The 22397-nt window shown below is 69.9% G+C and carries 21 protein-coding genes; 14 read left to right on the plus strand and 7 right to left on the minus strand.

Annotation, left to right across the window (positions count from 1 at the left end):
• The first annotated feature begins 31 nt into the window (after nt 1-31).
• A complete protein-coding gene (locus BJY20_RS11805) occupies nt 32-955 on the plus strand; it encodes a glycine betaine ABC transporter substrate-binding protein (RefSeq protein ID WP_185991714.1) in 924 nt (307 codons plus the stop codon).
• 191 nt (nt 956-1146) lie between these two features.
• On the opposite strand, the gene BJY20_RS11810 is transcribed toward BJY20_RS11805, so the two are convergent.
• On the minus strand, nt 1147-2388 hold the full coding sequence (locus BJY20_RS11810) for a THUMP-like domain-containing protein (protein ID WP_185991715.1): 1242 nt from the start codon (nt 2386-2388) through the stop codon (nt 1147-1149).
• A gap of 242 nt (nt 2389-2630) precedes the next feature.
• Here BJY20_RS11810 and groES point away from each other — a divergent pair, with 242 nt between their 5' ends.
• From groES to BJY20_RS11825, 3 genes are all read left to right on the plus strand, one after another.
• Nucleotides 2631-2927, plus strand: a complete 297-nt coding sequence (gene groES / locus BJY20_RS11815; RefSeq protein WP_185991716.1) for a co-chaperone GroES — start codon at nt 2631-2633, stop codon at nt 2925-2927.
• A 122-nt stretch (nt 2928-3049) separates the two neighbouring features.
• Nucleotides 3050-4657 carry a chaperonin GroEL gene (gene groL / locus BJY20_RS11820; RefSeq protein ID WP_185991717.1) on the plus strand — a complete coding sequence of 536 codons (1608 nt, stop codon included), beginning with the start codon at nt 3050-3052 and terminating at the stop codon, nt 4655-4657.
• Nucleotides 4658-4807: 150 nt separating this feature from the next.
• Complete coding sequence (locus tag BJY20_RS11825; RefSeq protein WP_185991718.1) at nt 4808-5530, plus strand: GAP family protein; 723 nt, start codon at nt 4808-4810, stop codon at nt 5528-5530.
• 5 nt (nt 5531-5535) lie between these two features.
• On the opposite strand, the gene serA is transcribed toward BJY20_RS11825, so the two are convergent.
• Nucleotides 5536-6738 carry a phosphoglycerate dehydrogenase gene (gene serA / locus BJY20_RS11830; RefSeq protein WP_185991719.1) on the minus strand — a complete coding sequence of 401 codons (1203 nt, stop codon included), beginning with the start codon at nt 6736-6738 and terminating at the stop codon, nt 5536-5538.
• 98 nt (nt 6739-6836) lie between these two features.
• On the opposite strand from serA, the gene BJY20_RS11835 reads away from it, so the two are divergent.
• Nucleotides 6837-7532 (plus strand): aspartate/glutamate racemase family protein, encoded by a 696-nt coding sequence (locus BJY20_RS11835; RefSeq protein WP_185991720.1) that lies wholly within the window; start codon nt 6837-6839, stop codon nt 7530-7532.
• Nucleotides 7533-7628: 96 nt separating this feature from the next.
• On the opposite strand, the gene BJY20_RS11840 is transcribed toward BJY20_RS11835, so the two are convergent.
• Nucleotides 7629-7874: an RNA-binding S4 domain-containing protein gene (locus BJY20_RS11840; RefSeq protein WP_185991721.1), complete on the minus strand. Its 246-nt coding sequence runs from the start codon at nt 7872-7874 to the stop codon at nt 7629-7631.
• 22 nt (nt 7875-7896) lie between these two features.
• A complete protein-coding gene (locus BJY20_RS11845) occupies nt 7897-8199 on the minus strand; it encodes a WhiB family transcriptional regulator (RefSeq protein WP_185991722.1) in 303 nt (100 codons plus the stop codon).
• A gap of 193 nt (nt 8200-8392) precedes the next feature.
• On the opposite strand from BJY20_RS11845, the gene guaB reads away from it, so the two are divergent.
• The gene (gene guaB / locus BJY20_RS11850; protein ID WP_185991723.1) at nt 8393-9931 is read left to right on the plus strand and encodes an IMP dehydrogenase; all 1539 of its coding nucleotides are present in this window, start codon (nt 8393-8395) and stop codon (nt 9929-9931) included.
• A 43-nt stretch (nt 9932-9974) separates the two neighbouring features.
• Here the strand turns inward: guaB and BJY20_RS11855 are convergent, their stop codons facing one another.
• The gene (locus tag BJY20_RS11855; RefSeq protein ID WP_185991724.1) at nt 9975-11000 is read right to left on the minus strand and encodes a P1 family peptidase; all 1026 of its coding nucleotides are present in this window, start codon (nt 10998-11000) and stop codon (nt 9975-9977) included.
• A gap of 67 nt (nt 11001-11067) precedes the next feature.
• On the opposite strand from BJY20_RS11855, the gene BJY20_RS11860 reads away from it, so the two are divergent.
• Nucleotides 11068-12090 carry a dipeptidase gene (locus BJY20_RS11860; RefSeq protein WP_185991725.1) on the plus strand — a complete coding sequence of 341 codons (1023 nt, stop codon included), beginning with the start codon at nt 11068-11070 and terminating at the stop codon, nt 12088-12090.
• A gap of 22 nt (nt 12091-12112) precedes the next feature.
• Here BJY20_RS11860 and BJY20_RS11865 read toward each other — a convergent pair whose 3' ends face one another.
• Together BJY20_RS11865 and BJY20_RS11870 are read right to left on the minus strand one after the other, a co-directional pair.
• Nucleotides 12113-12382 (minus strand): antitoxin, encoded by a 270-nt coding sequence (locus BJY20_RS11865; RefSeq protein ID WP_185991726.1) that lies wholly within the window; start codon nt 12380-12382, stop codon nt 12113-12115.
• A gap of 105 nt (nt 12383-12487) precedes the next feature.
• Complete coding sequence (locus tag BJY20_RS11870; RefSeq protein ID WP_343062871.1) at nt 12488-14149, minus strand: DHA2 family efflux MFS transporter permease subunit; 1662 nt, start codon at nt 14147-14149, stop codon at nt 12488-12490.
• A gap of 139 nt (nt 14150-14288) precedes the next feature.
• Between BJY20_RS11870 and BJY20_RS11875 the strand changes: the two genes are divergently transcribed.
• The 7 genes from BJY20_RS11875 to BJY20_RS11905 all read left to right on the plus strand — a co-directional run bounded on the left by BJY20_RS11875 (nt 14289) and on the right by BJY20_RS11905 (nt 22394).
• A complete protein-coding gene (locus BJY20_RS11875; protein WP_185991728.1) occupies nt 14289-15410 on the plus strand; it encodes a GuaB3 family IMP dehydrogenase-related protein in 1122 nt (373 codons plus the stop codon).
• 78 nt (nt 15411-15488) lie between these two features.
• Nucleotides 15489-17081, plus strand: a complete 1593-nt coding sequence (locus BJY20_RS11880) for a succinic semialdehyde dehydrogenase (protein WP_185991729.1) — start codon at nt 15489-15491, stop codon at nt 17079-17081.
• Nucleotides 17078-18886 carry a GMC family oxidoreductase N-terminal domain-containing protein gene (locus BJY20_RS11885; protein WP_343062872.1) on the plus strand — a complete coding sequence of 603 codons (1809 nt, stop codon included), beginning with the start codon at nt 17078-17080 and terminating at the stop codon, nt 18884-18886. The genes BJY20_RS11880 and BJY20_RS11885 overlap by 4 nt, the downstream gene beginning before the upstream one ends.
• A gap of 68 nt (nt 18887-18954) precedes the next feature.
• Nucleotides 18955-19707, plus strand: a complete 753-nt coding sequence (locus BJY20_RS11890) for an SURF1 family cytochrome oxidase biogenesis protein (protein WP_185991730.1) — start codon at nt 18955-18957, stop codon at nt 19705-19707.
• A complete protein-coding gene (locus BJY20_RS11895; RefSeq protein WP_185991731.1) occupies nt 19704-20051 on the plus strand; it encodes a DUF3817 domain-containing protein in 348 nt (115 codons plus the stop codon). Before BJY20_RS11890 ends, BJY20_RS11895 begins: the two co-directional genes overlap by 4 nt.
• A gap of 53 nt (nt 20052-20104) precedes the next feature.
• Complete coding sequence (guaA, locus tag BJY20_RS11900; RefSeq protein WP_185991732.1) at nt 20105-21679, plus strand: glutamine-hydrolyzing GMP synthase; 1575 nt, start codon at nt 20105-20107, stop codon at nt 21677-21679.
• A 7-nt stretch (nt 21680-21686) separates the two neighbouring features.
• Complete coding sequence (locus tag BJY20_RS11905) at nt 21687-22394, plus strand: lysophospholipid acyltransferase family protein (RefSeq protein ID WP_185991733.1); 708 nt, start codon at nt 21687-21689, stop codon at nt 22392-22394.
• Nucleotides 22395-22397 lie beyond the last annotated feature (3 nt).

Consider the following 22397-nt stretch of genomic DNA (forward strand, 5'->3'; position numbering starts at 1 on the left):
GCTCAGCGGTGTCGACAAGGAGGACAAAGATATGACGTATCGATTCAGCAGGAAGGCCGTTGCCGCGGCCGGGGTCACGGCCCTCGGGCTCGGCTTGGCGGCGTGTGGCGACAGTGGCTCGGACTCCGGCGACGGGGGCGGCGATGGCGAGAGCAAGGGCACCATCACCCTGGGCTACATCCCCTCGTGGTCGGATGGCTTGTCCACCGCGTACCTTCTGGACGACCAGCTGTCCAAGGCCGGCTATGACGTCGAGATGCAGACCCTCACCGAGGCCGGCCCGCTCTACACGGCGCTGTCCCAGGGCGACGTCGACATGTACCCCTCGGCCTGGCCGGAGGTGACGCACGAGTCCTACATGGAGAAGTTCGGGGACGACATCGAGGACGTCGGTGCCTACTACGACAACGCGAAGCTCACCTGGGCGGTGCCGGACTACAGCGAGATCGAGTCCATCGAGGACCTGCCGGAGTACGCCGACGTGCTGGACGGCAAGATCATCGGCATCGAGCCCGGCGCCGGCCTGACCGAGGCCTCCAAGGAAAATGTCATCCCGGACTACGACCTGGCCAAGGACTTCAAGCTGGTGACGTCCTCGACCACGGGCATGACGTCCTCGCTGAAGAAGGCGACGGACGCCGAGGAGGAGATCGTCGTCACCCTGTGGCGTCCGTTCTGGGCCAACAGCAAGTACGACATGCGCGACTTGAAGGACCCGAAGGGCGCTCTCGGTGAGGGCGAGGCGCTGCACTTCCTGGGCACCAAGGGCTTCTCCGACGAGTTCCCCGAGGCCGCCGAGCTGATCGAGGGCATCAAGCTCGACGACGCCCAGTACGGCTCCCTCGAGGACAAGGTCGTCAACGAGTTCGGTGAGGGCAAGGAAGCCGAGGCCATCGACTCCTGGATCGAGGAGAACCCGGACGCTTTCGACACGGAGCTGACCGACAAGAAGTAGATCGCAACAACAGCGAGCCCCGGGCCATCGGCCCGGGGCTCGCTGTCGTCAGGGACGGTCAGCCGCAGGCCCCACGACGACGCGCGGGGGAGCCCACGGTGAAGGGGGCACCCGTAGCCGACGTCGGGCCCAAGGGGGCACCCGTGGCCGACGTCGGGCCCAAGGGGGCACCCGTGGCCGACGTCGGGCCGTCAGTCGGCGGGGGAGACGACGAGTACGCTCTGCGCCCCGGCGACCCGGGTGAGCACGATGGTGGCGCTCGCGCCGTCACCCGCGCCGCGCCCGATCTTCAGCTGACGCCGCAGCTGGTCCTCGTCGAGCCGGATGCCGCGCTTCTTGATCGTCAGGCCGGTGATGCCGTGCTCGCGCAACCAGGCCCGCAGGGCCTTGACCGAGAAGGGCATGGCCTCCAGCACCTCGAACCGGCGGGCGTGCCCGAGTGTGACCTCGAGGTCACTCGAGACGTAGCCCAGGCCGGGCTCGAGCTCCGCGCCGGACACGGCGCCGGTGACTGTCCCGATCAGGCCCGCCCGCACCACGGCCCGGTCGGCCTCGTAGAGCCACGCTCCGATGTCGGCCAGCGAGGCCGCCCGGCGCGGCTCCTCCTCGCAGGTGCGCTCGTCGACCTCGACCGGGGGTCGGCCCCGGCGCAGGACGCGGGCACTGCGACCGGTCTCCTTCACCAGGGGGCCCCACCAGACGGTGCACTCCAGGACGGTGCCCTGCCACGAGAGCCACTGCGCCTCGGTCCCGAGCGGTGGGATGTCATGGGGAAGGGAGGGGCTCAGCTTGGCGCCGGTCGCGGGCACGTCCCGGGCCACGGACAGCACGAAGTCCCAGGACGGAGAGATCTCGTCCAGCCGGAACACGCGGCGGGTGCGACCGAAGCGGTCGGCGACTCCGGGCGTGCGGCGGGCCGGGTCGAGCCAGACGCCGGCGCGGGCGTGCAGGGGGTCGACCGGAGGGTCGAAGTCCTCCGCCACGCCGGCGCGGGCGCGACTGTCCGGCCACGGACGCAGGTTGATGTCGGCCAGGGCCGCGGTGAGCGGGTCGGCGTCGACGGCGTGCACGGTGACGCCCAAGGCGCTCATGGCCATGGCGTCGGAGCCGATGCCGCAGCCGAGGTCGTGGACGGTCGCCAGGCTGGCGGCGGCGTATCGACCGGCGTGGGTGGCGGCGACCTCCAGGCGGCTGGCCTGCTCGAGTCCGTCCGGGGTGAAGAGCATGCCTTCGGCGAACTCGCCGAACTTCTCCTGCGCCCGTGCCCGCAGGCGCTTCTGGGTCATCAATGCAGCGGCCTGCTCGGCGCTGCATCCCTGGGCCCGTAGCGCGCTGACCTGCCCCACGGCGTCGGCCTCCCGGTACTCCGGGAGGTCGTGCAGGGCGGCAAGGCCCTCCGGAGAGGCCAGCCAGCGCACGGTCGTCAGATCCACACGGGGCATTGTCCCCTCTGCGCGCGATCAGCGAGGAAGGCGGGCCGGAGGAGACCGCATCGAGACCTCGGGACGGGCGAAATTGGCACTCAGGTTGACCGAGTGCCAACGCCCGCCTAGATTTGGACTTGGCACTCACCAGTGGCGAGTGCCAAAGCCACGGCTGGTCGACCCCCGCGACGGCGTCCGGCCCGGCACAACCCGAGAACTCATCATCCACGACCCTCACAGAAGGAGTCAGCGTGTCGGTTTCCATCAAGCCGCTCGAGGACCGCATCGTCGTCCAGTCCGTCGAGGCCGAGCAGACCACCGCGTCCGGACTCGTCATCCCGGACACCGCCAAGGAGAAGCCGCAGGAGGGCGAGGTCGTTGCCGTCGGCCCCGGCCGCTTCAACGACGACGGCGACGAGCGCGTCCCGATGGACATCTCCATCGGCGACCGTGTCATCTACTCCAAGTACGGCGGCACCGAGGTCAAGCACGGTGGCGAGGAGTACCTGATCCTCTCCGCGCGCGACGTCCTCGCGATCGTCGGCTGACGATCCTGAAGACCCCGCGACCGGGCACCGGTCGCAACTGCTGACGCCCCGGGTGCGGGCCCTCCCGGGTCCCACCGGGGCGTCGCTGTTTCCCCCCTTCTCACTGAGACCAAAGGACACCCATGGCCAAGGAACTGGAGTTCAACGACTCCGCCCGTGACGCCCTCCTGCGTGGCGTCGACCAGCTCGCCAACGCCGTCAAGGTGACGCTCGGCCCCAAGGGCCGCAACGTCGTCATCGACAAGGCGTGGGGCGCCCCCACCATCACCAACGACGGCGTGACCATCGCCCGCGAGATCGAGCTCGAGGACTCCTACGAGGACCTCGGCGCGCAGCTGGCGAAGGAGGTCGCGACCAAGACCAACGACGTCGCCGGTGACGGTACGACCACCGCGACCGTCCTCGCCCAGGCGATGGTTAGCGAGGGCCTGCGCAACGTCGCGGCGGGAGCGGCTCCCTCCGGCCTCAAGCGCGGCATCGACCAGGCCGTCCAGGCTGTGTCCGAGCGACTGCTGGAGAACGCCAGCGAGCTCGAGGACAAGGACGAGATCGCCCAGGTCGCCGCCCTCTCGGCGCAGGACCACGTCATCGGCTCGACGATCGCCGACGCCTTCGACAAGGTCGGCAAGGACGGTGTCATCACCGTCGAGGAGTCCTCGACCGCCGAGACCGCTCTCGAGTTCACCGAGGGCATGCAGTTCGACAAGGGCTACATCAGCCCGTACTTCGTCACCGACCCGGAGCGCATGGAGGCCGTCCTCGAGGACGCCTACGTGCTGATCAACCAGGGCAAGATCTCCAACATCCAGGAGATCCTCCCGGTGCTGGAGAAGGTCGTCCAGTCCGGCAAGCCGCTGGTGATCATCGCCGAGGACGTCGACGGCGAGGCGCTGTCCACCCTCGTGGTCAACAAGCTCAAGGGCGTCTTCAACGTCGTGGCGCTCAAGGCTCCCGGCTTCGGCGACCGTCGCAAGGCGATGCTGCAGGACATGGCCATCCTCACCGGCGGCCAGGTCGTCGCCGAGGAGGTCGGCCTGAAGCTCGACCAGGTCGGTCTCGAGGACCTCGGCCAGGCCCGCCGCGTCGTCGTCACCAAGGACGACACGACGATCATCGACGGCCAGGGCAGCGCCGACGAGGTCAACGGCCGTGTCAACCAGATCAAGGCCGAGATCGAGCGCACCGACTCCGACTGGGACCGGGAGAAGCTCCAGGAGCGCCTCGCGAAGCTCGTCGGTGGCGTCTGCGTCATCCAGGTCGGTGCCCACACCGAGGTGGAGCTGAAGGAGAAGAAGCACCGCATCGAGGACGCGATCTCCGCGACGCGTGCCGCGATCGAGGAAGGCATCATCGCCGGTGGCGGCTCCGCGCTCGTCCACGCCGTGTCGGTCCTCGACGGTCTCACCCTCGAGGGCGACGAGGCCGTCGGCGTCAACATCGTGCGTCGGGCCGCGGTCGAGCCGCTGCGCTGGATCGCGGAGAACGCCGGTCTCGAGGGCTACGTCGCCGTGGCGAAGGTCCAGGAGCTCACCCCGGGCAACGGCCTCAACGCCGCCTCCGGTGAGTACGGCGACCTCGTCACCGCCGGAATCATCGACCCGGTCAAGGTGACCCGTTCGGCACTCGTCAACGCGGCGTCGATCGCCTCGATGGTCCTGACCACCGAGACCCTCGTCGTGGACAAGAAGGAGGAGGAGCCCGAGGCCGCAGGCCACGGTCACTCCCACTGATCTCCTGACCCGCCGAAGGCGATGTCCTGAGGCGCGAGGAGCGCCAGCGACGAGCCTCGAAGGGGGCCGCTCACCGCGAGGTGGGCGGCCCCTTCGTCGTGGGTGCAGTACGGTCAGTCCTGGTCATGGTCCGAGCGGCGAGGCAGGAGAATGGAACTCACTCTCGGCGGGCTCGTCGTGCTCGCCCTCATCGACAGCACGAGCGCGGGCACACTCGGCATCCCGGTGTGGATGCTCGCCCGGCAGCGCATCCGCGTGCGAGCGGTGCTGGGGTACCTGGCGACCATCACGCTGTTCTACTGGCTCCTCGGGGTCGCGCTGCTGCTGGGTCTCGATGCCCTGGGCCGAGCCGTCGGGCACCTGGGGAACAACCCGGTCGTGCTGTGGGGGCAGCTGGTCCTCGGAGCCGGGCTGCTCGCCGTGAGCTTCCTCTTCGACGAGAAGCCCGCGGCCCGCAGACGGGCGCGCAGGGAAGCCCGAGGTCGTGGGCGGACGCGGGTGGAACGTCTCAAGGACACGGTCGTCGGTGAGGGTGCAACCACCAGAGCGGTCGTCGTGCTGGCGCTCGTCGCCGGCGTGATCGAGGCCGCCTCGATGCTGCCCTACCTCGCGGCGATGGGCCTGCTGATCAACTCCGGGCTGGCCCTGACGCCGCAACTGGCCGCGCTCGTCGGGTACGTCGTGGTCATGATCGCGCCGGCGCTGCTCCTGCTGGCCCTGCGGGTCACTCTCGCGCGTACCGTCGAGCCGTTGCTCGGCCGGCTCAACGCGTGGTTCGCCAGCCGCTCCGACGCGATGATCGGCTGGGTGCTGGGCATCGTGGGGGTGCTGCTCGCCCTCGACGCGGCCGACCGCCTCCAGCTGTTCGGCTGAGTCGATCAGTCGGCGACGATGACCCGGACCTCCACGGTCTCCTCGAGATCGCGCAGGCGCTGTTCCGTGTCCGCCGGCAGGGCACCGGCGAGGTCGGTGACGGCATAGCCGTACTCGCCCTTGGTGCTCAGCTGCTGGCCGTCGATGTTGGCGCCGCCCTCGGCGAGGATCGCGTTGACGCGGGCCAGGACGCCGGGGACGTTCTGGTGCAGGTGGAGGATCCGCGTGTCGCCGACCGCCGGCGGGGCGGCGACGGCCGGGACGTTGACCGACATCGTCGTGGCACCGGAGCGGGCCCACTCGCGCAGCTTGCCGGAGACGTAGCGACCGATGTCCAGCTGCGCCTCCTCGGTGGAGCCACCGACGTGGGGGGTGAGGATGACATTGGGCAGGCCCTGCAGGACCGACTCGAAGGGGTCGCCCGCCCTCTTCGGCTCCGTCGGGAAGACGTCGATCGCGGCCCCGGCGAGATGACCGGAGACGATGTTGTCGCGCAGGGAGTCCACGTCGACGACGAAACCACGCGAGAGGTTGAGGAAGAGGCTGCGCGGCCGCATCCGGGCGAACTCGGCCGCCCCGAAGTTGCCCGCGTTGCCGGAGCGACCGTCCACGTGGAGCGTGACCGTCTCGCACGTGGAGAGCAGCTCCTCGAGCGAGCCGCAGCGCTTGGCGTTGCCGAGCGGCAGCTTGTCCTCGAGGTCGTAGTAGTAGACGTGCATGCCGAAGGCCTCGGCGATGACCGACAGCTGGCTGCCGATGTTGCCGTAGCCGATGATGCCCAGGGTTCGACCGCGCACCTCGTGGGCGCCCTTGGCGGACTTGTCCCAGACACCGGCGTGGAGCGCGGCGTTCTTGTCGGTCAGGTGGCGGGCCATCGAGATGATCTCGGCCATCGCCAGCTCGACCACGCTGCGCGTGTTGGAGAAGGGGGCGTTGAAGACGACGGTGCCGGTCTGCGCCGCGGCGTCGAGGTCGACCTGGTTGGTCCCGATGCAGAACGCACCGATGACCTTCACCTCGGGTCGGGCCTGCAGGACGGCGCGCGTCACCTGGGTCTTGGAGCGGATCCCGAGCATGTCCACGCCCTCGAGGGCAGCGATCAGCTCGCGCTCGTCGAGCGCGCCGGAGCGTGTCTCGACGTCGAAGCCGGCGTCCGTCAGGGCCTCGCGAGCGGCGTCATGGATGTTCTCGAGCAGCAGTACCTTCACGCTGTGCAGGGTATGCCTGAGCCCGAGGTGACCTCGCACCGGTTCGGCATGCGGAACCGGCCACCCCGCTGGGAGGTCGCCTGACCTACTCTTGGGTCATGCGTCTTCTGGGAGTTCTCGGCGGCATGGGCTGGTCGGCGACGGCGGAGTACTACCGCCGTCTCAACGAGGGGGTCGACGCCCGACTCGGTGGCCTGCACAGTGCCCGGGTGCTCATCAACAGCGTCGACTTCCAGCCGATCGACGACGCGGAGAACGCCGGCGACTGGGACGCGATGGCCCAGATCCTCATCGAGGGCGCCCGCAGCCTCCAGGCCGGGGGAGCCGAGGGCATCCTGGTCGCCGCCAACACCATGCACGCCGTCGCCGACCAGATCAGCGCGAGCGTCGATCTCCCCTTCCTGCACATCGCCGAGGCCACGGCCACCGCGGTACAGGGCGCCCGCCAGCGCAAGGTCGGGCTCATCGCCACGGCGACGACGATGGCCCACGACTTCTACACCAGTCCCTTCCAGGAGCGCGGCATCGAGGTGATCCTCCCGCGCCAGGAGGAGCGTGGCGAGGTCGACCGGGTGATCTACGAGGAGCTCGTCCACGGGATCATCAAGGACGGTTCCCGCAAGACCTTCCGGCAGGTCCTGCAGGGCATGGCCGGCCGCGGCGCCGAGGGCATCGTCCTGGCCGGGACCGAGATCAGCCTGCTCGTCGACGAGGACGACTCCCCGGTACCGATGCACGACACCACCGAGATCCACGTCGAGCAGGCCCTGGACTGGATGCTCGGCAGCCACTGAGCCACCCACGTGTGCGGGAGCAGGGGGGATCCCCCTTCGTCCGCACCCGTATCGAGGACCAGCCGCGCAGGGCGCCCCTCTCCCATCAGGGAGAGGTCACCAGGGGACGTCGACCTCCGGCTCCCCGGTGACGACCTCGATCTGTTGGCCGGCATGGCCGACGATGCTGCCGGCGCGGACCTGGGCCCCGCGGCGCAACTCCGGTCGGCCGTCGACGCTCACCTCGCCGTTGGCGATGACCGCACGGGCCATCGCGCCGTCCTCGACCAGCCCGGCGAGCTTGAGGAGCTGGCCCAGGCGGATCGACTCGTCGCGGATGTGGACGGGCTCGGCGGAAGTCACACCACCAGCGTAGGGGGTGGGCTCAGCCGGCGAGTCCCGCTCGCTGCACGTCCCGATCGGCGAGCAGGGCGGCGCGCTCCTCCTCGGACATGCCACCCCAGACCCCGAAGGGCTCGCGGATGGCCAGGGCGTGCTCGCGGCACGCGTCGATGACGGGGCAGGTGCTGCAGACCTCCTTGGCAGCGGCATCCCGCAGCCGGCGAGCGGCTCCACGCTCGCCGTCCGGGTGGTAGAACGACTCGCTGCCGGTCTCGCGGCACGCGCCCTCGAACTGCCACTCCCACAGGTCGGCGACCGGACCTCGTGGATTCCTGTGAATGGCCATGGCTTTGTTCCCCTTGGTGCTGGTGCGAGGACGCACGTCCACCGCACGTCCCAGACGATTTCTGCTGACAAACCTAAGGAGATTTCAGCCAGCGGGGGGCGAGGACAAAGTAAGGCTTCCTTCCGGATCCATGGGGATTCGTCAGGAAATGGTCACGTCAGGAGGCGGAACCACGGTGCCATACGATAGGGAGATGGACGTGCGTGACTCGATCGACCGTGACAATTCCGGGGCCCCGGGCCACGACCCCTTCGCGAAGGTCGGTCTGACCTACGACGACGTGCTGCTGCTGCCCGGCTACAGCGAGCTGGCCCCGGGTGACCTCGACACCACCAGCCGACTGACTCGCGGCATCAGCCTGCGCACGCCGCTGATCTCCGCCGCGATGGACACCGTGACCGAGTCCCGGATGGCCATCGCCATGGCCCGGCAGGGTGGTATCGGTGTGCTGCACCGCAACCTGTCGATCGAGGACCAGGCCTACCAGGTCGACCTCGTCAAGCGGACCCAGACCGGCATGATCACCAACCCGATCACCATCGGCCCGGGTGCCACCCTGGAGGAGCTCGACACGATCTGCGGGGAGTACCGAGTCTCCGGTCTACCGGTCGTCGACGATGACGAGGTCCTCATCGGCATCATCACCAACCGTGACCTGCGCTTCACCCCCGTGGCCGAGTGGGCGAGCACCAAGGTCCACGAGGTCATGACACCGATGCCCTTGATCACCGCCCCGGTCGGCATCTCCCACGAGGACGCCACGCTGCTACTGCGCCAGCACAAGCGCGAGCGTCTGCCGATCGTCGACGACAGCGGCCGCCTCGCCGGTCTGATCACCGTCAAGGACTTCGTCAAGAGCGAGCAGTTCCCCGATGCGAGCAAGGACGCGCACGGCCGCCTGCTCGTCGGTGCCGCGATCGGCTACTTCGGTGACGCCTGGGAGCGGGCCACCACGCTCATCGATGCCGGGGTGGACGTCCTCGTCGCCGACACCGCGCACGGGCACGTCAAGCTCCTCCTCGAGATGTGCGCACGCCTGAAGAAGGACCCCGCGACCAAGCACGTGCAGGTCATCGGCGGCAACGTCGCCACCCGCGAGGGCGCCCAGGCCTTCATCGACACCGGGGTCGACGCGATCAAGGTCGGCGTCGGACCGGGATCGATCTGCACCACGCGCATCGTCACCGGTGTCGGAGCCCCGCAGGTCACCGCCGTCCACGACGCATCCCTGGCCGCGCGTCCGGCCGGCGTGCCGGTCATCGCCGACGGTGGCCTGCAGCACTCCGGTGACATCGCCAAGGCGATCGTCGCCGGAGCCGAGAGCGTGATGGTCGGCTCCCTGCTCGCCGGGTGCGAGGAGAGCCCCGGCGAGCTGATCTTCGTCAACGGCAAGCAGTTCAAGGCCTACCGCGGCATGGGCAGCCTCGGTGCGATGAGCTCGCGCGGCAAGAAGTCCTTCTCCAAGGACCGCTACTTCCAGGCCGAGGTCGCCAGCGACGACCAGCTGGTGCCCGAGGGGGTCGAGGGACGGGTCGCCTACCGCGGCACCCTCTCCCAGGTCGCGCACCAGATGGTCGGTGGACTGCGGCAGTCGATGTTCTACGTGGGTGCCGGGACGGTCCCCGAGATGCAGACGAAGGGCAAGTTCGTGCGGATCACCTCGGCCTCCCTCAAGGAGAGCCACCCGCACCACCTGCAGGGCATGGTCGAGGCGCCGAACTACTCCGTCTGACCTGCTGCCGGCCCTCGATCGGGGCGTGGCCACCGCCGTGTGGTCACGCCCCCATCGTGTCCCGGTACCCGGGCAGGGAGGCTCCGCCGTCGGCTGCGCGGTCGACGCTGCCGGCCGCGAGCACGGCCCGCACGATGGCCCGGCTGATGCAGTCGGCGGCCGCGGACTGCAGCGCCATGAGGTCGAGGGGAGAGGGCGCCGGCCGCTCCCGCGTCGACAGCGCGAAGACGGTGTCCCCGTCGAAGGCGGTGTGCACCGGGGACAGGGCCCGGGCGAAGCCGTCGTGGCTGACGCGGGCGAGCCCGGTGCAGCCCGCCTTGTCGAGCGTGGCGTCGGTGGCGACGACGGCCAGGGTCGTCGCCATCCCCGCTCGCAGGGCTGCCGCCTCGGCCTGCCGAGCAGCCCGGTGGCGTCGTACCGCAGCGGGGTCCGGGTCGGGGACGTCGACCTCGCCGGGGACGAGGAGGTCCTCGGCGAGCAACCGCCCGTCCGGACGAAGGGGGGACCCCACGGCGTTGACCGCGACCAAGGCGCCGATGGTCGCCCCGGAGTCGAGGACGAGGCTCGCGGTGCCGATGCCGCCGTGCAGACCACCGGCGCGTGCTCCCGTGCCGGCGCCGACACCCCCTTCGTCCACCGGGCCGGACGTGGCCCCGAGGTAGGCTGCCCGCCCGTCCGCCGAACCGGGATGGTTGCGCCACGTGCCCGCTCGCCCGAGGTCGAAGAGGATCGCGGCCGGCACGATGGGCACGATCTGCCCCGGGCCGCCCGTGGGCCAGCCCCGCTGCTCGTCGGCGAGCGCCTGCACGACGCCGTCCGCGGTGGACAGGCCGAAGGCGCTGCCCCCGGAGAGCACGACCGCATCGACCGCGTCGACAAGGTTGCTCGGGGCGAGGGCGTCGGTCTCGCGGGTGCCGGGGCCACCGCCGCGCACGTCCACGCCCGCGCAGGTCCCGACCGGGGGCGCGAGAACGGTCGTACCGGTCAGCCACCCGGGCTCGTCACGGGTGGTGTGGCCGACGCGGACGCCGGGGACGTCGGTGATTGCGTTGTGGGGTCCGGGGTACATGTGCCCAGCATGCCCGTGCGACGGCGGACGGGACACCCCTGCCGTCAGCAGGTGGTTGACTGGAGGGATGAGCACGAGCAGCGCCCGCATCCGCGTCCTCGACGGCCACAACGACTTGCCGTGGCACCACCGTGAGCTCGCCGGGTACGACCTCGACGCCTGCGACATCGCGCAGTCCCAGCCGCAGCTGCACACGGACCTGGCGCGGATGCGCGAAGGGGGTCTGGCCGCCCAGCTGTGGTCGGTGTGGGTGCCGTGCTCCTTCGCCGGTGACGCCGCGGTGGCGGCCACCCACGAGCAGATCGACTTCGTGGAGGCACTGTGCGCCCGGTACGAGGAGATGGTCCCTGCCCGCACCGCCGCGGACGTGCGGTCGGCGTGGGGCGACGGGAAGCACGCCGCACTGATCGGCATGGAGGGCGGCCACTCCATCGCAGGGTCGCTGGAGACGCTGGCGGCCTTCGCGGCCAGGGGCGCTCGCTACATGACGTTGACGCACAACGACAACACCGAGTGGGCGGACTCGGCGACCGACGAGCGGGTGCACGGGGGCCTGACCGACTTCGGCCGGGAGGTCGTGGCGGCGATGAACGACCTCGGCATGGTCGTCGACCTCTCCCACGTCAGCGCCGAGACCATGCACGACGCGCTCGACGCCACGCGGCTGCCGGTGATGTTCAGCCACTCCGGCGCGCGGGCGATCTGCGACCACCCGCGCAACGTCCCGGATGACGTCCTGGAGCGCATCCCCGCCAACGGCGGGATCGTCATGGCCAACGTCGTGCCGAAGTTCGTCAACCAGGCGCGCGCCGACGAGTCCCTCGGGCGCACCGACGTCCTGCCCGACCCGGTGGCCACGATCGAGCACGTCGTCGCGCACTTGACGCACCTGCGCGAGGTCGTCGGCATCGAGCACGTGGGGATCGGTGCCGACTACGACGGGGTGGACGAGACACCCGTCGGCCTCGAGGACGTCTCGACCTACCCGGCCCTCCTGACGGCACTCGCCGAGCGGGGCTGGTCACGCGCCGACCTCACCGCACTCGCACACGGCAACGTGCTGCGGGTCCTCGAGACGAGCGAGGCCTGAGCCGGACGGCGAAGGGGGTGCTTCAGGCCCGCATGTCCGGGTACGGACGGTCGGTGCGCCCCGTGGTCTCGCCGGGAACGGTAGTCCCGGAGACGCCCTGCTGGCCGGTGAAGGCCTTCTTCGCCTGACTGGAGATACCACCGATCTGGCTGTGGTACTTGCCCTTGGTGCGCTTGTCGATGAAGCCGGTGGCCTTGTCGATGTACCCGGTGGCCTTGTCGGGGTTCTGGTGCGCCCACCGCCGAGCGGACTCGACGGCGGTGAGCACGGCGGCCGCCCTGATCCTGGGCATGCGTGGTCCTTCCGTGGTGGTGGTCGTCTCCATCTTCCCAACGACCGGGCGCGACGCGCGATTCCGGGGGTCACCCCCTTCGCCCTGACGCCTGAGGCGGTCGCCTCAGTGGAGGACGACCGGCGCGTCCTCCTGCGGCGCCTCGTCGAGCATGTGGCTCGCCTCGCGCTTGCGGGGAAGGAAGGCCGCGACGACGAGGGTCGCCAGGCACAGGAACGCCGAGACCCAGTAGGTCGAGGCGAAGGCCTCGGCCATGGCGCTGGTCACCGCGGAGTGGATGGCGCCGCCGAGGGCACCAGGATCGGAGAGGCCGGCGGCGATGTCGGCGATCTCGGGGAACGTCGCCAGCAGCTGCTGCAGTGCGCTGGGGTCGCTCACCCCCTCGCTCGCCTCGGCGAAGGCCTGCGCCTGCCCGATGACCGGGTGCTGGTTGAACCCGCGGGTGAGCAGGACGGAGGTGATGGCGACACCGAAGGAGCTGGCGACCTGCTGGGTGATGTTGAGCATGGTCGAGCCGCGTGCCACCTGCGCGCCGGTGAGGGCCTTCAGCGAGCTCGTCATCAGCGGCATCATCGTCGCGCCCATGCCCAGACCCATGACGAAGAGCGCCGGGATGACGAAGCCCCAGTAGCTCGACTCGTCGGTCAGCTGGGTCAGGGCGAACATCCCGCCGGTGATCAGGGCGATGCCCGCCGGGACGATGCGACCGACGGGGTAGCGGTCGACGAGGGCACCGGCGATCGGCATCGTCACCAGCGCGCCGATGCCCTGCGGGGCCATGAGCAGGCCGGCCGCCATGGTGCTCTCCCCACGCACCTGCTGGAAGTAGGTCGGCATCAGCAGCAGGCCACCGAAGAAGGCCGCGGCGAAGAGGAACATCGTCAGGGCCGCGACGGAGAACTGACGGTTGGCGAGCAGACGTAGGTCGAGCAGCGGGTGCTGCGGCTTCATCGACCACCACGCGAAGGCCGCGATGAGCACAGCGCCCACGACCGCCGGGGCGAGGACCTTGGTCGCCATCACGGTGCCTGCCTCCGGGATCGAGGAGACCCCGTAGAGGAAGAGGGCCAGCCCGGGGGACATCAGCAGCAGGCCGATGAGGTCGATGGACTCGCTCGGCTCGGTGTGGTCCTTGGGCAGGACGAGGGAGGCGTAGACCAGGGCGATGAGGCCGATCGGCAGGTTGATCAGGAAGATCCACGTCCAGCTCGGACGGCCGAGCCAGTGGGCGTTGTCGATGAGCCAGCCACCAAGGATCGGACCGCCGATCGGGCCGAGGAGCATCGGCACCCCCAGGATCGCCATCAGGCGACCGATGCGGGCCGGCCCGGCGGCGCGGGTCATGATCGTCATGCCCAGTGGCATGAGCATGCCGCCGCCGAGGCCCTGGACGACCCGCGCCCCGATGAGCAGCTCGATGCTCGGCGCGAAGGCGCACAGGGTCGAGCCGGCGACGAAGAAGGCGATGGCCAGCAGGTACAGGCGCTTGGTGCCGAAGCGGTCGGCGGCCCAGCCGGTGAGCGGGATGACGCTGGCGAGCGCGAGCGTGTAGGCGGTGACCGTCCACGCGACGGTCGAGTAGGCCAGCGGGGTCTCTCCGGGTGCCAGGTCGGTCTGGAAGTGGGGGAGGGCGACGTTGACGACGGTGATGTCGAGGATCGCCATGATCGACCCGAGGACGACGACGCCGGCGATCTTCAGGACCGCTGCGTCGATTGTCGGAGGGTACTGCTCGAGCAGTGATGGGTCGTGGGCGGGAGCCGACACGGGTGTCTCCAGACAAAGAGCGAAATGGGTGCGACGGCCGAGCCGCCGGAGCCACCGCGCACTCGAGAAGTACATGCACGGATCATGCAAGTATGCGCCCTCGTCCGCGTCGGCACCAACCCCCATCTAGGGTGGCAGGGTGAACGAGATCGAGATCGGGCGAGCCAAGCGGGGCCGCAGGGCCTACTCCTTCGACGACATCGCGGTGCTGCCCAGCCGGCGCACCCGCGACCCCCAGGAGGTCTCCCTCGACTGGCAGATCGACGCCTACCACTTCGACATGCCCGTCATCGCGGCCCCGATGGACTCCGTGATGTCGCCCACGACGGCGATCGCCTTCGGCGAGGCCGGCGGCCTTCCGGTCCTCGACCTCGAGGGCCTGTGGACGCGGTACGCGGACCCCGAGCCGCTGCTGGCCGAGATCGCCTCGCTCGACCCGGCCCGCGCGACGGCCCGCATGCAGGAGATCTACGCCGCACCGATCGTGCCCGAGCTGATCACCGAGCGGCTGCACGAGATCCGGCAGGCCGGGGTCACCGTCGCCGGCGCCCTCAGCCCGCAGAACACCCAGCAGTACTGGAAGACCGTCGTCGACGCCGGGGTCGACCTCTTCGTCATCCGCGGCACCACCGTCTCCGCCGAGCACGTGAGCAGCCGCAGCGAGCCGCTGAACCTCAAGCGCTTCATCTACGAGCTCGACGTGCCGGTCATCGTCGGGGGCGCCGCGACCTACACCGCCGCGCTGCACCTGATGCGTACCGGAGCCGCCGGTGTGCTCGTCGGCTTCGGTGGCGGGGCCGCCTCGACCACCCGCCAGGCGCTGGGCATCCAGGCCCCGATGGCCACCTCCATCGCCGACGTTGCCGCCGCGCGGCGCGACTACCTCGACGAGTCGGGCGGTCGCTACGTCCACGTCATCGCCGACGGCGGACTGGGCACGAGCGGCGACATCGTCAAGGCCATCGCCTGCGGTGCCGACGCCGTGATGCTCGGGGCCACGCTCGCCCGCTCCGCGGAGGCGCCCGGACGGGGCTTCCACTGGGGAGCCGAGGCGCACCACCCCGAGCTGCCGCGCGGTGCCCGGGTGGAGGTCGGCTCCGTGGCGCCGATGGAGGAGGTCCTCTTCGGGCCCAGCCGCTCGGCCGACGGCACCACCAATCTCGTCGGTGCCCTGCGTCGGGCCATGGCCACGACCGGCTACACCGAGGTCAAGGAGCTGCAACGCATCGAGGTCGTCGTCGCCCCGCACCAGCCGAGCTGAGTTGAGCCGAGCCGAGCTGCGTCTTTCAGTGACCAAGGTCCTGTGGCCATCGCACGCGCACGGACCTACCCTTGGGTAATGACCTCGGAGACCATCGCTGACCCAGAGCTGGACCCCACTGCGACGTACGCGGTCGACCCGAGCCGGGCCCGACGCCTCGCCGGTCGGGTCGTGGCCTCGCCCACGGCGGAGACCTTCACCAAGACCTCGCCGATGACCGGTGGACCGATCGCGGCGTTGCCACTGTCGACGAAGCAGGACGTCGCGCGCGCCATGGACGCCGCCCGTGCCGCACAGGGGCGCTGGGCCGCGACCCCCTTCGCAGAGCGGGCCCGCATCCTGCTGCGGTTCCACGACCTCGTCCTCGACAAGCAGGTCGACCTGCTCGACCTCATCCAGCTGGAGTCCGGCAAGACGCGGGTGCAGGCCTTCGAGGAGGTCGCCGACACCGCCATGGCCGCGCGCTACTACGCACGCACCGCGCAGGCCCACCTTCGGCCCAGGTCTGTGCAGGGTGCCCTGCCGGTCATCACCCAGACCCGCGTGCTGCACCACCCCAAGGGTGTCGTCGGCGTCGTCTCGCCGTGGAACTACCCGTTGAGCCTGTCCATCACCGATGCCTTGCCGGCCCTCATGGCCGGCAATGCCGTCGTGCTGCGCCCGGACCAGCAGGGCTCGGTCACCGCGCTGGCCGCCGTGGAGCTGCTCGTACGGGCCGGGCTGCCCGAGGGCGTCTTCCAGGTCGTCCTCGGCCGTGGTTCCGAGGCAGGCCAGGCGATCGTCGACTCGGCCGACTACGTCTGCTACACCGGCTCGACCGCGACGGGCCGCAAGGTCGCGCAGTCCGCGGCGGCCCGTCTCGTCTCCTTCAGCATGGAGCTCGGCGGCAAGAACTCCGTCTACATCGCCGATGACGCCGATGTGGACAAGGCCGTCGAGGGTGCCGTGCGCGCCTGCTTCTCCAGCGCCGGCCAGCTGTGCATCTCCACCGAGCGCGTCATCGTCCACGAGGGCATCGCCGGCGAATTCGTCCCGCGCTTCGTCGCCGCCGTCAAGGCGATGACGTTGAGCACCGCGCTCGAGTACGGCCACGACATGGGCTCGCTGGTCGACCAGGGCCAGCTCGAGACGGTCACGGCGCACCTCGAGGACGCCGTGGCGAAGGGAGCGACCGTCCTGACCGGAGGCAAGCACCGCCCCGACGTCGGGCCCTACGTCTTCGAGCCGACGGTCCTCGAGGGAGTCACTGCCGCCATGGGCTGCCGCGACGAGGAGACCTTCGGTCCGTTGGTCTCGATCTACCGGGTGGCCGACGACGAGGCCGCGATCGCCCTGGCCAACGACACCGAGTACGGCCTGAACTCCTCTGTGTGGACCTCGGACGTGGCGCGTGGGCGTCGCATCGCAGAGCGCATCCGCACCGGCACGGTCAACATCAACGAGGGCTACGCCGCGACGTGGGCGTCGATGGGTGCCCCCATGGGCGGGATGAAGGACTCGGGCATGGGCCGTCGCCACGGCGCCGAGGGGATCCTGAAGTACACCGAGGCCCAGACGATCAGCGCCCAGTACGTCATGCCGATCGCACCCGCGTTCGGGATGAGCCACGCGGCCTACGGCAAGGTCATGACCGTCGGCCTGCGCGCCATGAAGATGCTGGGGATGAAGTGAGCAGCAGCACCACGGCGCACGCTGCAGGCGTCGACAGCAGGGTGGACACGGATGTCCTCGTCATCGGATCCGGCTTCGGAGGTTCCGTCGCCGCCCTTCGCCTGAGCGAGAAGGGATACCGGGTCATGGTCCTGGAGGCCGGGCGCCGGTTCGAGGACGAGGACTTCGCGAAGACCAGCTGGGACCTGAAGAACTTCCTGTGGGCGCCCAAGGTGGGGTGCTACGGGATCCAGCGGATCCACATGCTCAAGGACGTGATGATCCTCGCCGGCGCGGGAGTGGGTGGCGGGTCGCTCAACTACGCCAACACCCTCTACGTGCCGCCGCCGGTCTTCTTCACCGACCGGCAGTGGGGGCACATCACCGACTGGCAGTCCGAGCTGAAGCCGCACTACGACACGGCCAGCTCGATGCTCGGCGTCATGACCAACCCTTGCGAGGGGCCGGTCGAGGACGTCATGCGTGTGGCCGCTGCGGACATGGGCGTGCCCGACACCTTCGTCAAGACCCCGGTCGGGGTCTTCTTCGAGACGGACGAAGGGGGGCACGTCCCCGGCCGGACCGTCGCGGACCCGTACTTCGGCGGGGCCGGACCCGAGCGCACGATGTGCACCGAGTGCGGCAACTGCATGGTCGGCTGCCGGGTCGGTGCCAAGAACACCCTGATGAAGAACTACCTGGCGCTCGCCGAGCAGCTCGGCACCCAGATCCTGCCGATGCGCACCGTCACCCGGGTCGGGATCGTCCCCGGGACGGACGTCGACGGCCGGGAGATCTATCGCGTGCGCCACGAGGCAACCGACAAGCCGGGCGACAAGACTGCCCGCGTCACCACTGCGCGCCACGTCGTCGTCGCAGCTGGCACCTGGGGTACGCAGAACCTCCTGCACCGGATGAAGGACGACGGTGAACTGCCGCACGTCAGCGACACCCTCGGTCAGCTCACGCGCACCAACTCCGAAGCACTCGTCGGCGCCCTCACCGAGCGACCCCCGACCGGAGCGGACGACCTCACCAAGGGGGTCGCGATCACCACGTCCTTCCACCCGGACGAGGACACGCACATCGAGAACGTGCGCTACGGCAAGGGCTCGGACGCGATGGGCCTGCTCACCACACTCCTCGCCCCGCGCAAGACGGGACGGACCCCGCGCTTCGTCAAGCTGCTCGCGGCCCTGCCGACGCAGCTGCCGGCCCTGAAGGCATGGTTCCCGCCGGGCGTCCATTTCGCGGACAGCACTGTCATCGGACTGGTCATGCAGAGCCTCGACAACTCGCTGACGACGTCCCTGCGCCGCAGCGCGCTCGGTGGCCGCCGCCTGACCTCGCGCCAGGGGCACGGCGAGAAGAATCCGACCTACATCGAGGCCGGGCACCGGGGCATCAAGGTCATCGCGGACCGGCTGGCCGAGCGAGTCGGCATCGAGACCTTCGCCGGCGGCACGTGGAGCGAGGCCTTCGACATCCCGCTCACCGCCCACTTCCTCGGTGGCGTCGCGATCGGTGACTCCCCGGAGAAGGGGACCATCGACCCCTACCACCGTCTGTGGGGCCACCCCGGGATCACGGTCAGCGACGGGTCCGCCGTCTCGGCGAACCTCGGGGTCAACCCGTCGTTGACGATCACCGCGCAGGCCGAGCGGGCCTTCTCGCTGTGGCCCAACGTCGGTGAGACCGATCCACGTCCAGCGCAGGGCGAGCCGTACCAGCGTCTGGAGCCGGTGGCGCCGCTTGTCCGTGCGGTGCAGGACTTCACGCACCCCAGTGCGAAGGTCAACCTCGGGATGCCGCACGTCGCTGTCTGAGGTTTCGCAGCGGGCGGCGTGCAGGGCTGCGTCCGGGTGACCCGGATCGCAGACGTAGCCTTGAGGACGTGCTCCGGACCGCTCTTCGCCCTCGCTTTCTGGGGCTGCTCGCCCTGGCGCTGGTGATGGGCGTCGTATTCATCATCGCCGGTCGGTGGCAATGGTCGGTCGCGCACGACGAGGCCCGGGCCGACGCGGTGCGCGAGATCCAGGACCGTCCGGTCGTCGCGCTGGAGGACTTCATGGAGCCCCTCGAGGACTTCCCCGACGGCGGGTCCGGCCAGCGGGTGACGACGACCGGCGAGTACACCGGCGACCAGGTCCTGGTGGTCGGTCGCCTGCTGAAGGACCAGCCCGGTGCCTGGGTCCTCGACCGCTTCGTCGTGGCCGGGACCGGCGCCAACCTCGCCGTGGTGCGGGGGTGGATTCCGAAGGGGGAGGACCCGCCCCCGGCCCCGAAGGGCACCATCGAGCTCCTCGGCTCGTTGGCACCCAAGGAAGCACCCGACGAGGGTGTCGGGCTCGCCGACGGCGAGATGACCTCGGTGGACATCGCCAAGCTGGTCAACGTCTGGCCGGGCGAGATCTACAACGGGTTCGCGTTCGCTCTCAGTGAGGACGGACGCGAGCAGGTCGAGGGGGTCGAGCGGGTCCCACCGCCGTTACCGGACACGTCGCTGCAGTGGCGCAACGCCATGTACGCGTTCCAGTGGTGGCTGTTCGCGGCGTTCCCGCTGTGGATGTGGACGAAGATGGTGCGTCAGGCGGCGCGCCGTGACTTAGCGGCCGAGGCCGTGGAGAGCAAGGAGCACGTGACGTGAGCACGCACGACAAGCAGGCAGCAGTCAGCGCCGACCCGCGGGCGATCGCGGGCGGGTTGTCCTTCTTCCGGGTGAGCGCGATCGTCGCCGGTCTGGCGATGTTCGTCCTCATCCTCGAGATGGTCCTGAAGTACGGCTTCGACAACGACGTGCTCGCCTGGTGGTCGCCGGTGCACGGCCTGATCTTCATGGTCTTCGCCGTCGCCACGGCCAATCTCGGCTTCAAGGTCGCTTGGTCGGTCGGCCGGATGATCGCGATCCTGCTGCTCGCGTGCATCCCCTTCGTCGCCTTCGTGGAGGAGCGTCGCGTCGTCCGTGAGGTCACCCCACTCACCCACCCCTGATATGAAGTGCTGCTGGCTCTAGTTCGTAGGGGAGGGGCCGGTAACCTGTCCGCGTGACGGATTCGCTCAAGACCTCCCCGGTCCTCGTCGTCGACTACGGCGCCCAGTACGCCCAGCTCATCGCCCGTCGAGTGCGTGAGGCCAACATCTACAGCGAGGTCGTGCCGCACACGATGTCGGCGGCCGACGTCCTCGCCAAGGGCCCGGCTGCGGTCATCCTCTCCGGCGGACCCTCCTCCGTCTACGCGCAGGACGCTCCCGGTCTGGACGGCGACCTGCTGGAGGCCGGGGTCCCGGTCTTCGGCATGTGCTACGGCTTCCAGGCGATGGTCAGGGCCCTCGGCGGGACGGTCGAGCGGACCGGGCTGAGCGAGTACGGCTCGACCCGGGCGCAGGTCAGCCATCAGGACTCGACCCTCTTCACCGACCAGCCCGCCGAGCAGTCGGTGTGGATGAGCCATGGTGACTCCGTGACCGAGGCGCCCGCGGGCATGCGCGTCACGGCGAGCACGTCCGGGGCACCGGTGGCGGCCTTCGAGGACGACGAGCGACGCCTGTACGGCGTGCAGTGGCACCCGGAGGTCATGCACTCCACCTTCGGCCAGAACGTCCTGGAGAACTTCCTGCGCCGAGGGGCGGGCCTCGAAGCGGACTGGACCGCCGACAACGTCGTCGACGAGCAGGTCGCGATCATCCGCGAGACCGTCGGACAGGACCGGGTGCTGTGCGGCCTGTCCGGGGGCGTCGACTCCTCCGTGGCTGCGGCGCTCGTGCAGCGTGCCGTCGGTGAGCAGCTCACCTGCGTCTTCGTCGACCACGGTCTGCTGCGTCAGGGCGAGGCGGAGCAGGTGGAGCAGGACTTCGTCACGGCGACCGGGGTCAAACTCGTCGTCGTCGACGCGAGGGACCAGTTCCTGGGGGCGCTCGCGGGCGTGAGCGACCCGGAGGAGAAGCGCAAGATCATCGGGCGCGAGTTCATCCGCGTCTTCGAGCAGGCAGCGCGGGACGTCGTCGGCAGCGGTGACGACGAGCACCCGGTCAAGTGGCTCGTGCAGGGCACGCTCTACCCGGACGTGGTCGAGTCCGGCGGCGGCTCCGGCGCGGCCAACATCAAGTCCCACCACAACGTGGGCGGCCTGCCCGACGATCTGCAGTTCAAGCTGATCGAGCCGCTGCGTGCCCTCTTCAAGGACGAGGTGCGCCAGGTCGGGCGTGAGCTCGGCGTCCCCGACGAGATCGTCGACCGCCAGCCCTTCCCGGGACCGGGTCTGGGCATCCGGATCATCGGCGAGGTCACCGAGCACAACCTCGACATCCTGCGCCGAGCCGACGCCGTCGCCCGGGAGGAGCTGACCGCGGCCGGCCTCGACCAGCAGATCTGGCAGTGCCCGGTCGTCCTCCTCGCCGACGTGCGCTCGGTCGGCGTCCAGGGGGACGGTCGCACCTACGGTCACCCGATCGTCCTGCGCCCGGTCTCCTCCGAGGACGCGATGACCGCCGACTGGACCCGCGTCCCCGGTGACGTGCTCGCCCAGATCTCCAACCGGATCACCAACGAGGTCGCAGAGGTCAATCGCGTCGTCCTCGACGTCACGAGCAAACCGCCGGGCACCATCGAGTGGGAGTGAGGTCCTGATGGCAGGCATCGCGATCAGGGTGGGGGAGTGGCTGCTGCGTCGGGTTCTCGTCGGTCCGCCGCTGAAGGCCTACCTGCGACTCGAGGTCGAGGGGCGCGAGCACGTGCCCGCGACCGGTCCGGTGATCATCGCCAGCAACCACCTCAGCTTCGTCGACTCGATGGTGATCCCGCTGGCCACGGGCCGCAAGGTCGGCTTCCTCGGCAAGGCCGAGTACCTGCAGGGCACCGGCCTCCTCGGATGGGTCAAGCGACTGTGGTTCGGTGAGTTCGGCGGGATGATCCCCGTGGACCGCTCCGACGCGAAGGCCGCGGCGCGCTCGCTCGAGCTCGCCGAGGCGCACCTGGCGGCACAGGGTGCCTTCGCCATCTACCCGGAGGGCACACGCAGCCGGGACGGCATGCTGCACAAGGGACGCACCGGCGTCGGTCGTCTCGCGGTGGCCTCCCGCGCCCCGGTGGTCCCCTGCGCGCTCATCGGCACGGACCGGGCCCAGCCGGCCGGGACGAGGGGCCTGCGCCCGCACAAGGTCACCGTGCGCTTCGCTGCGCCGGTCGACGTCGCCGCCCTCGAGGCCGAGCTGGTCAAGGGCAAGTTGCTGCGGGCGATCACCGACGAGACCATGGACGCCATCGCGCAGCGGTCGGGACAGCCGCGCAGCAGCGAGTACGCAGCGCGTCCCGGCACCAGTGCCCCGTTAGGGTGATCC

It is taken from the genome of Janibacter cremeus (genome assembly GCF_013409205.1).
In the GTDB taxonomy this organism is placed as follows: domain Bacteria; phylum Actinomycetota; class Actinomycetes; order Actinomycetales; family Dermatophilaceae; genus Janibacter; species Janibacter cremeus.

Bases quoted from the DNA above. Each gene is read 5' to 3' on its own strand.
- BJY20_RS11845 (WP_185991722.1), bottom strand. From the start codon at position 8,199: ATGGCCATTCACAGGAATCCACGAGGTCCGGTCGCCGACCTGTGGGAG.
- BJY20_RS11860 (WP_185991725.1), top strand. From the start codon at position 11,068: ATGAGCACGAGCAGCGCCCGCATCCGCGTCCTCGACGGCCACAACGAC.
- BJY20_RS11905 (WP_185991733.1), top strand. From the start codon at position 21,687: ATGGCAGGCATCGCGATCAGGGTGGGGGAGTGGCTGCTGCGTCGGGTT.
- BJY20_RS11835 (WP_185991720.1), top strand. From the start codon at position 6,837: ATGCGTCTTCTGGGAGTTCTCGGCGGCATGGGCTGGTCGGCGACGGCG.
- guaB (WP_185991723.1), top strand. From the start codon at position 8,393: ATGGACGTGCGTGACTCGATCGACCGTGACAATTCCGGGGCCCCGGGC.
- BJY20_RS11825 (WP_185991718.1), top strand. From the start codon at position 4,808: ATGGAACTCACTCTCGGCGGGCTCGTCGTGCTCGCCCTCATCGACAGC.
- BJY20_RS11855 (WP_185991724.1), bottom strand. From the start codon at position 11,000: ATGTACCCCGGACCCCACAACGCAATCACCGACGTCCCCGGCGTCCGC.
- groL (WP_185991717.1), top strand. From the start codon at position 3,050: ATGGCCAAGGAACTGGAGTTCAACGACTCCGCCCGTGACGCCCTCCTG.
- BJY20_RS11805 (WP_185991714.1), top strand. From the start codon at position 32: ATGACGTATCGATTCAGCAGGAAGGCCGTTGCCGCGGCCGGGGTCACG.
- BJY20_RS11880 (WP_185991729.1), top strand. From the start codon at position 15,489: ATGACCTCGGAGACCATCGCTGACCCAGAGCTGGACCCCACTGCGACG.
- BJY20_RS11865 (WP_185991726.1), bottom strand. From the start codon at position 12,382: ATGCCCAGGATCAGGGCGGCCGCCGTGCTCACCGCCGTCGAGTCCGCT.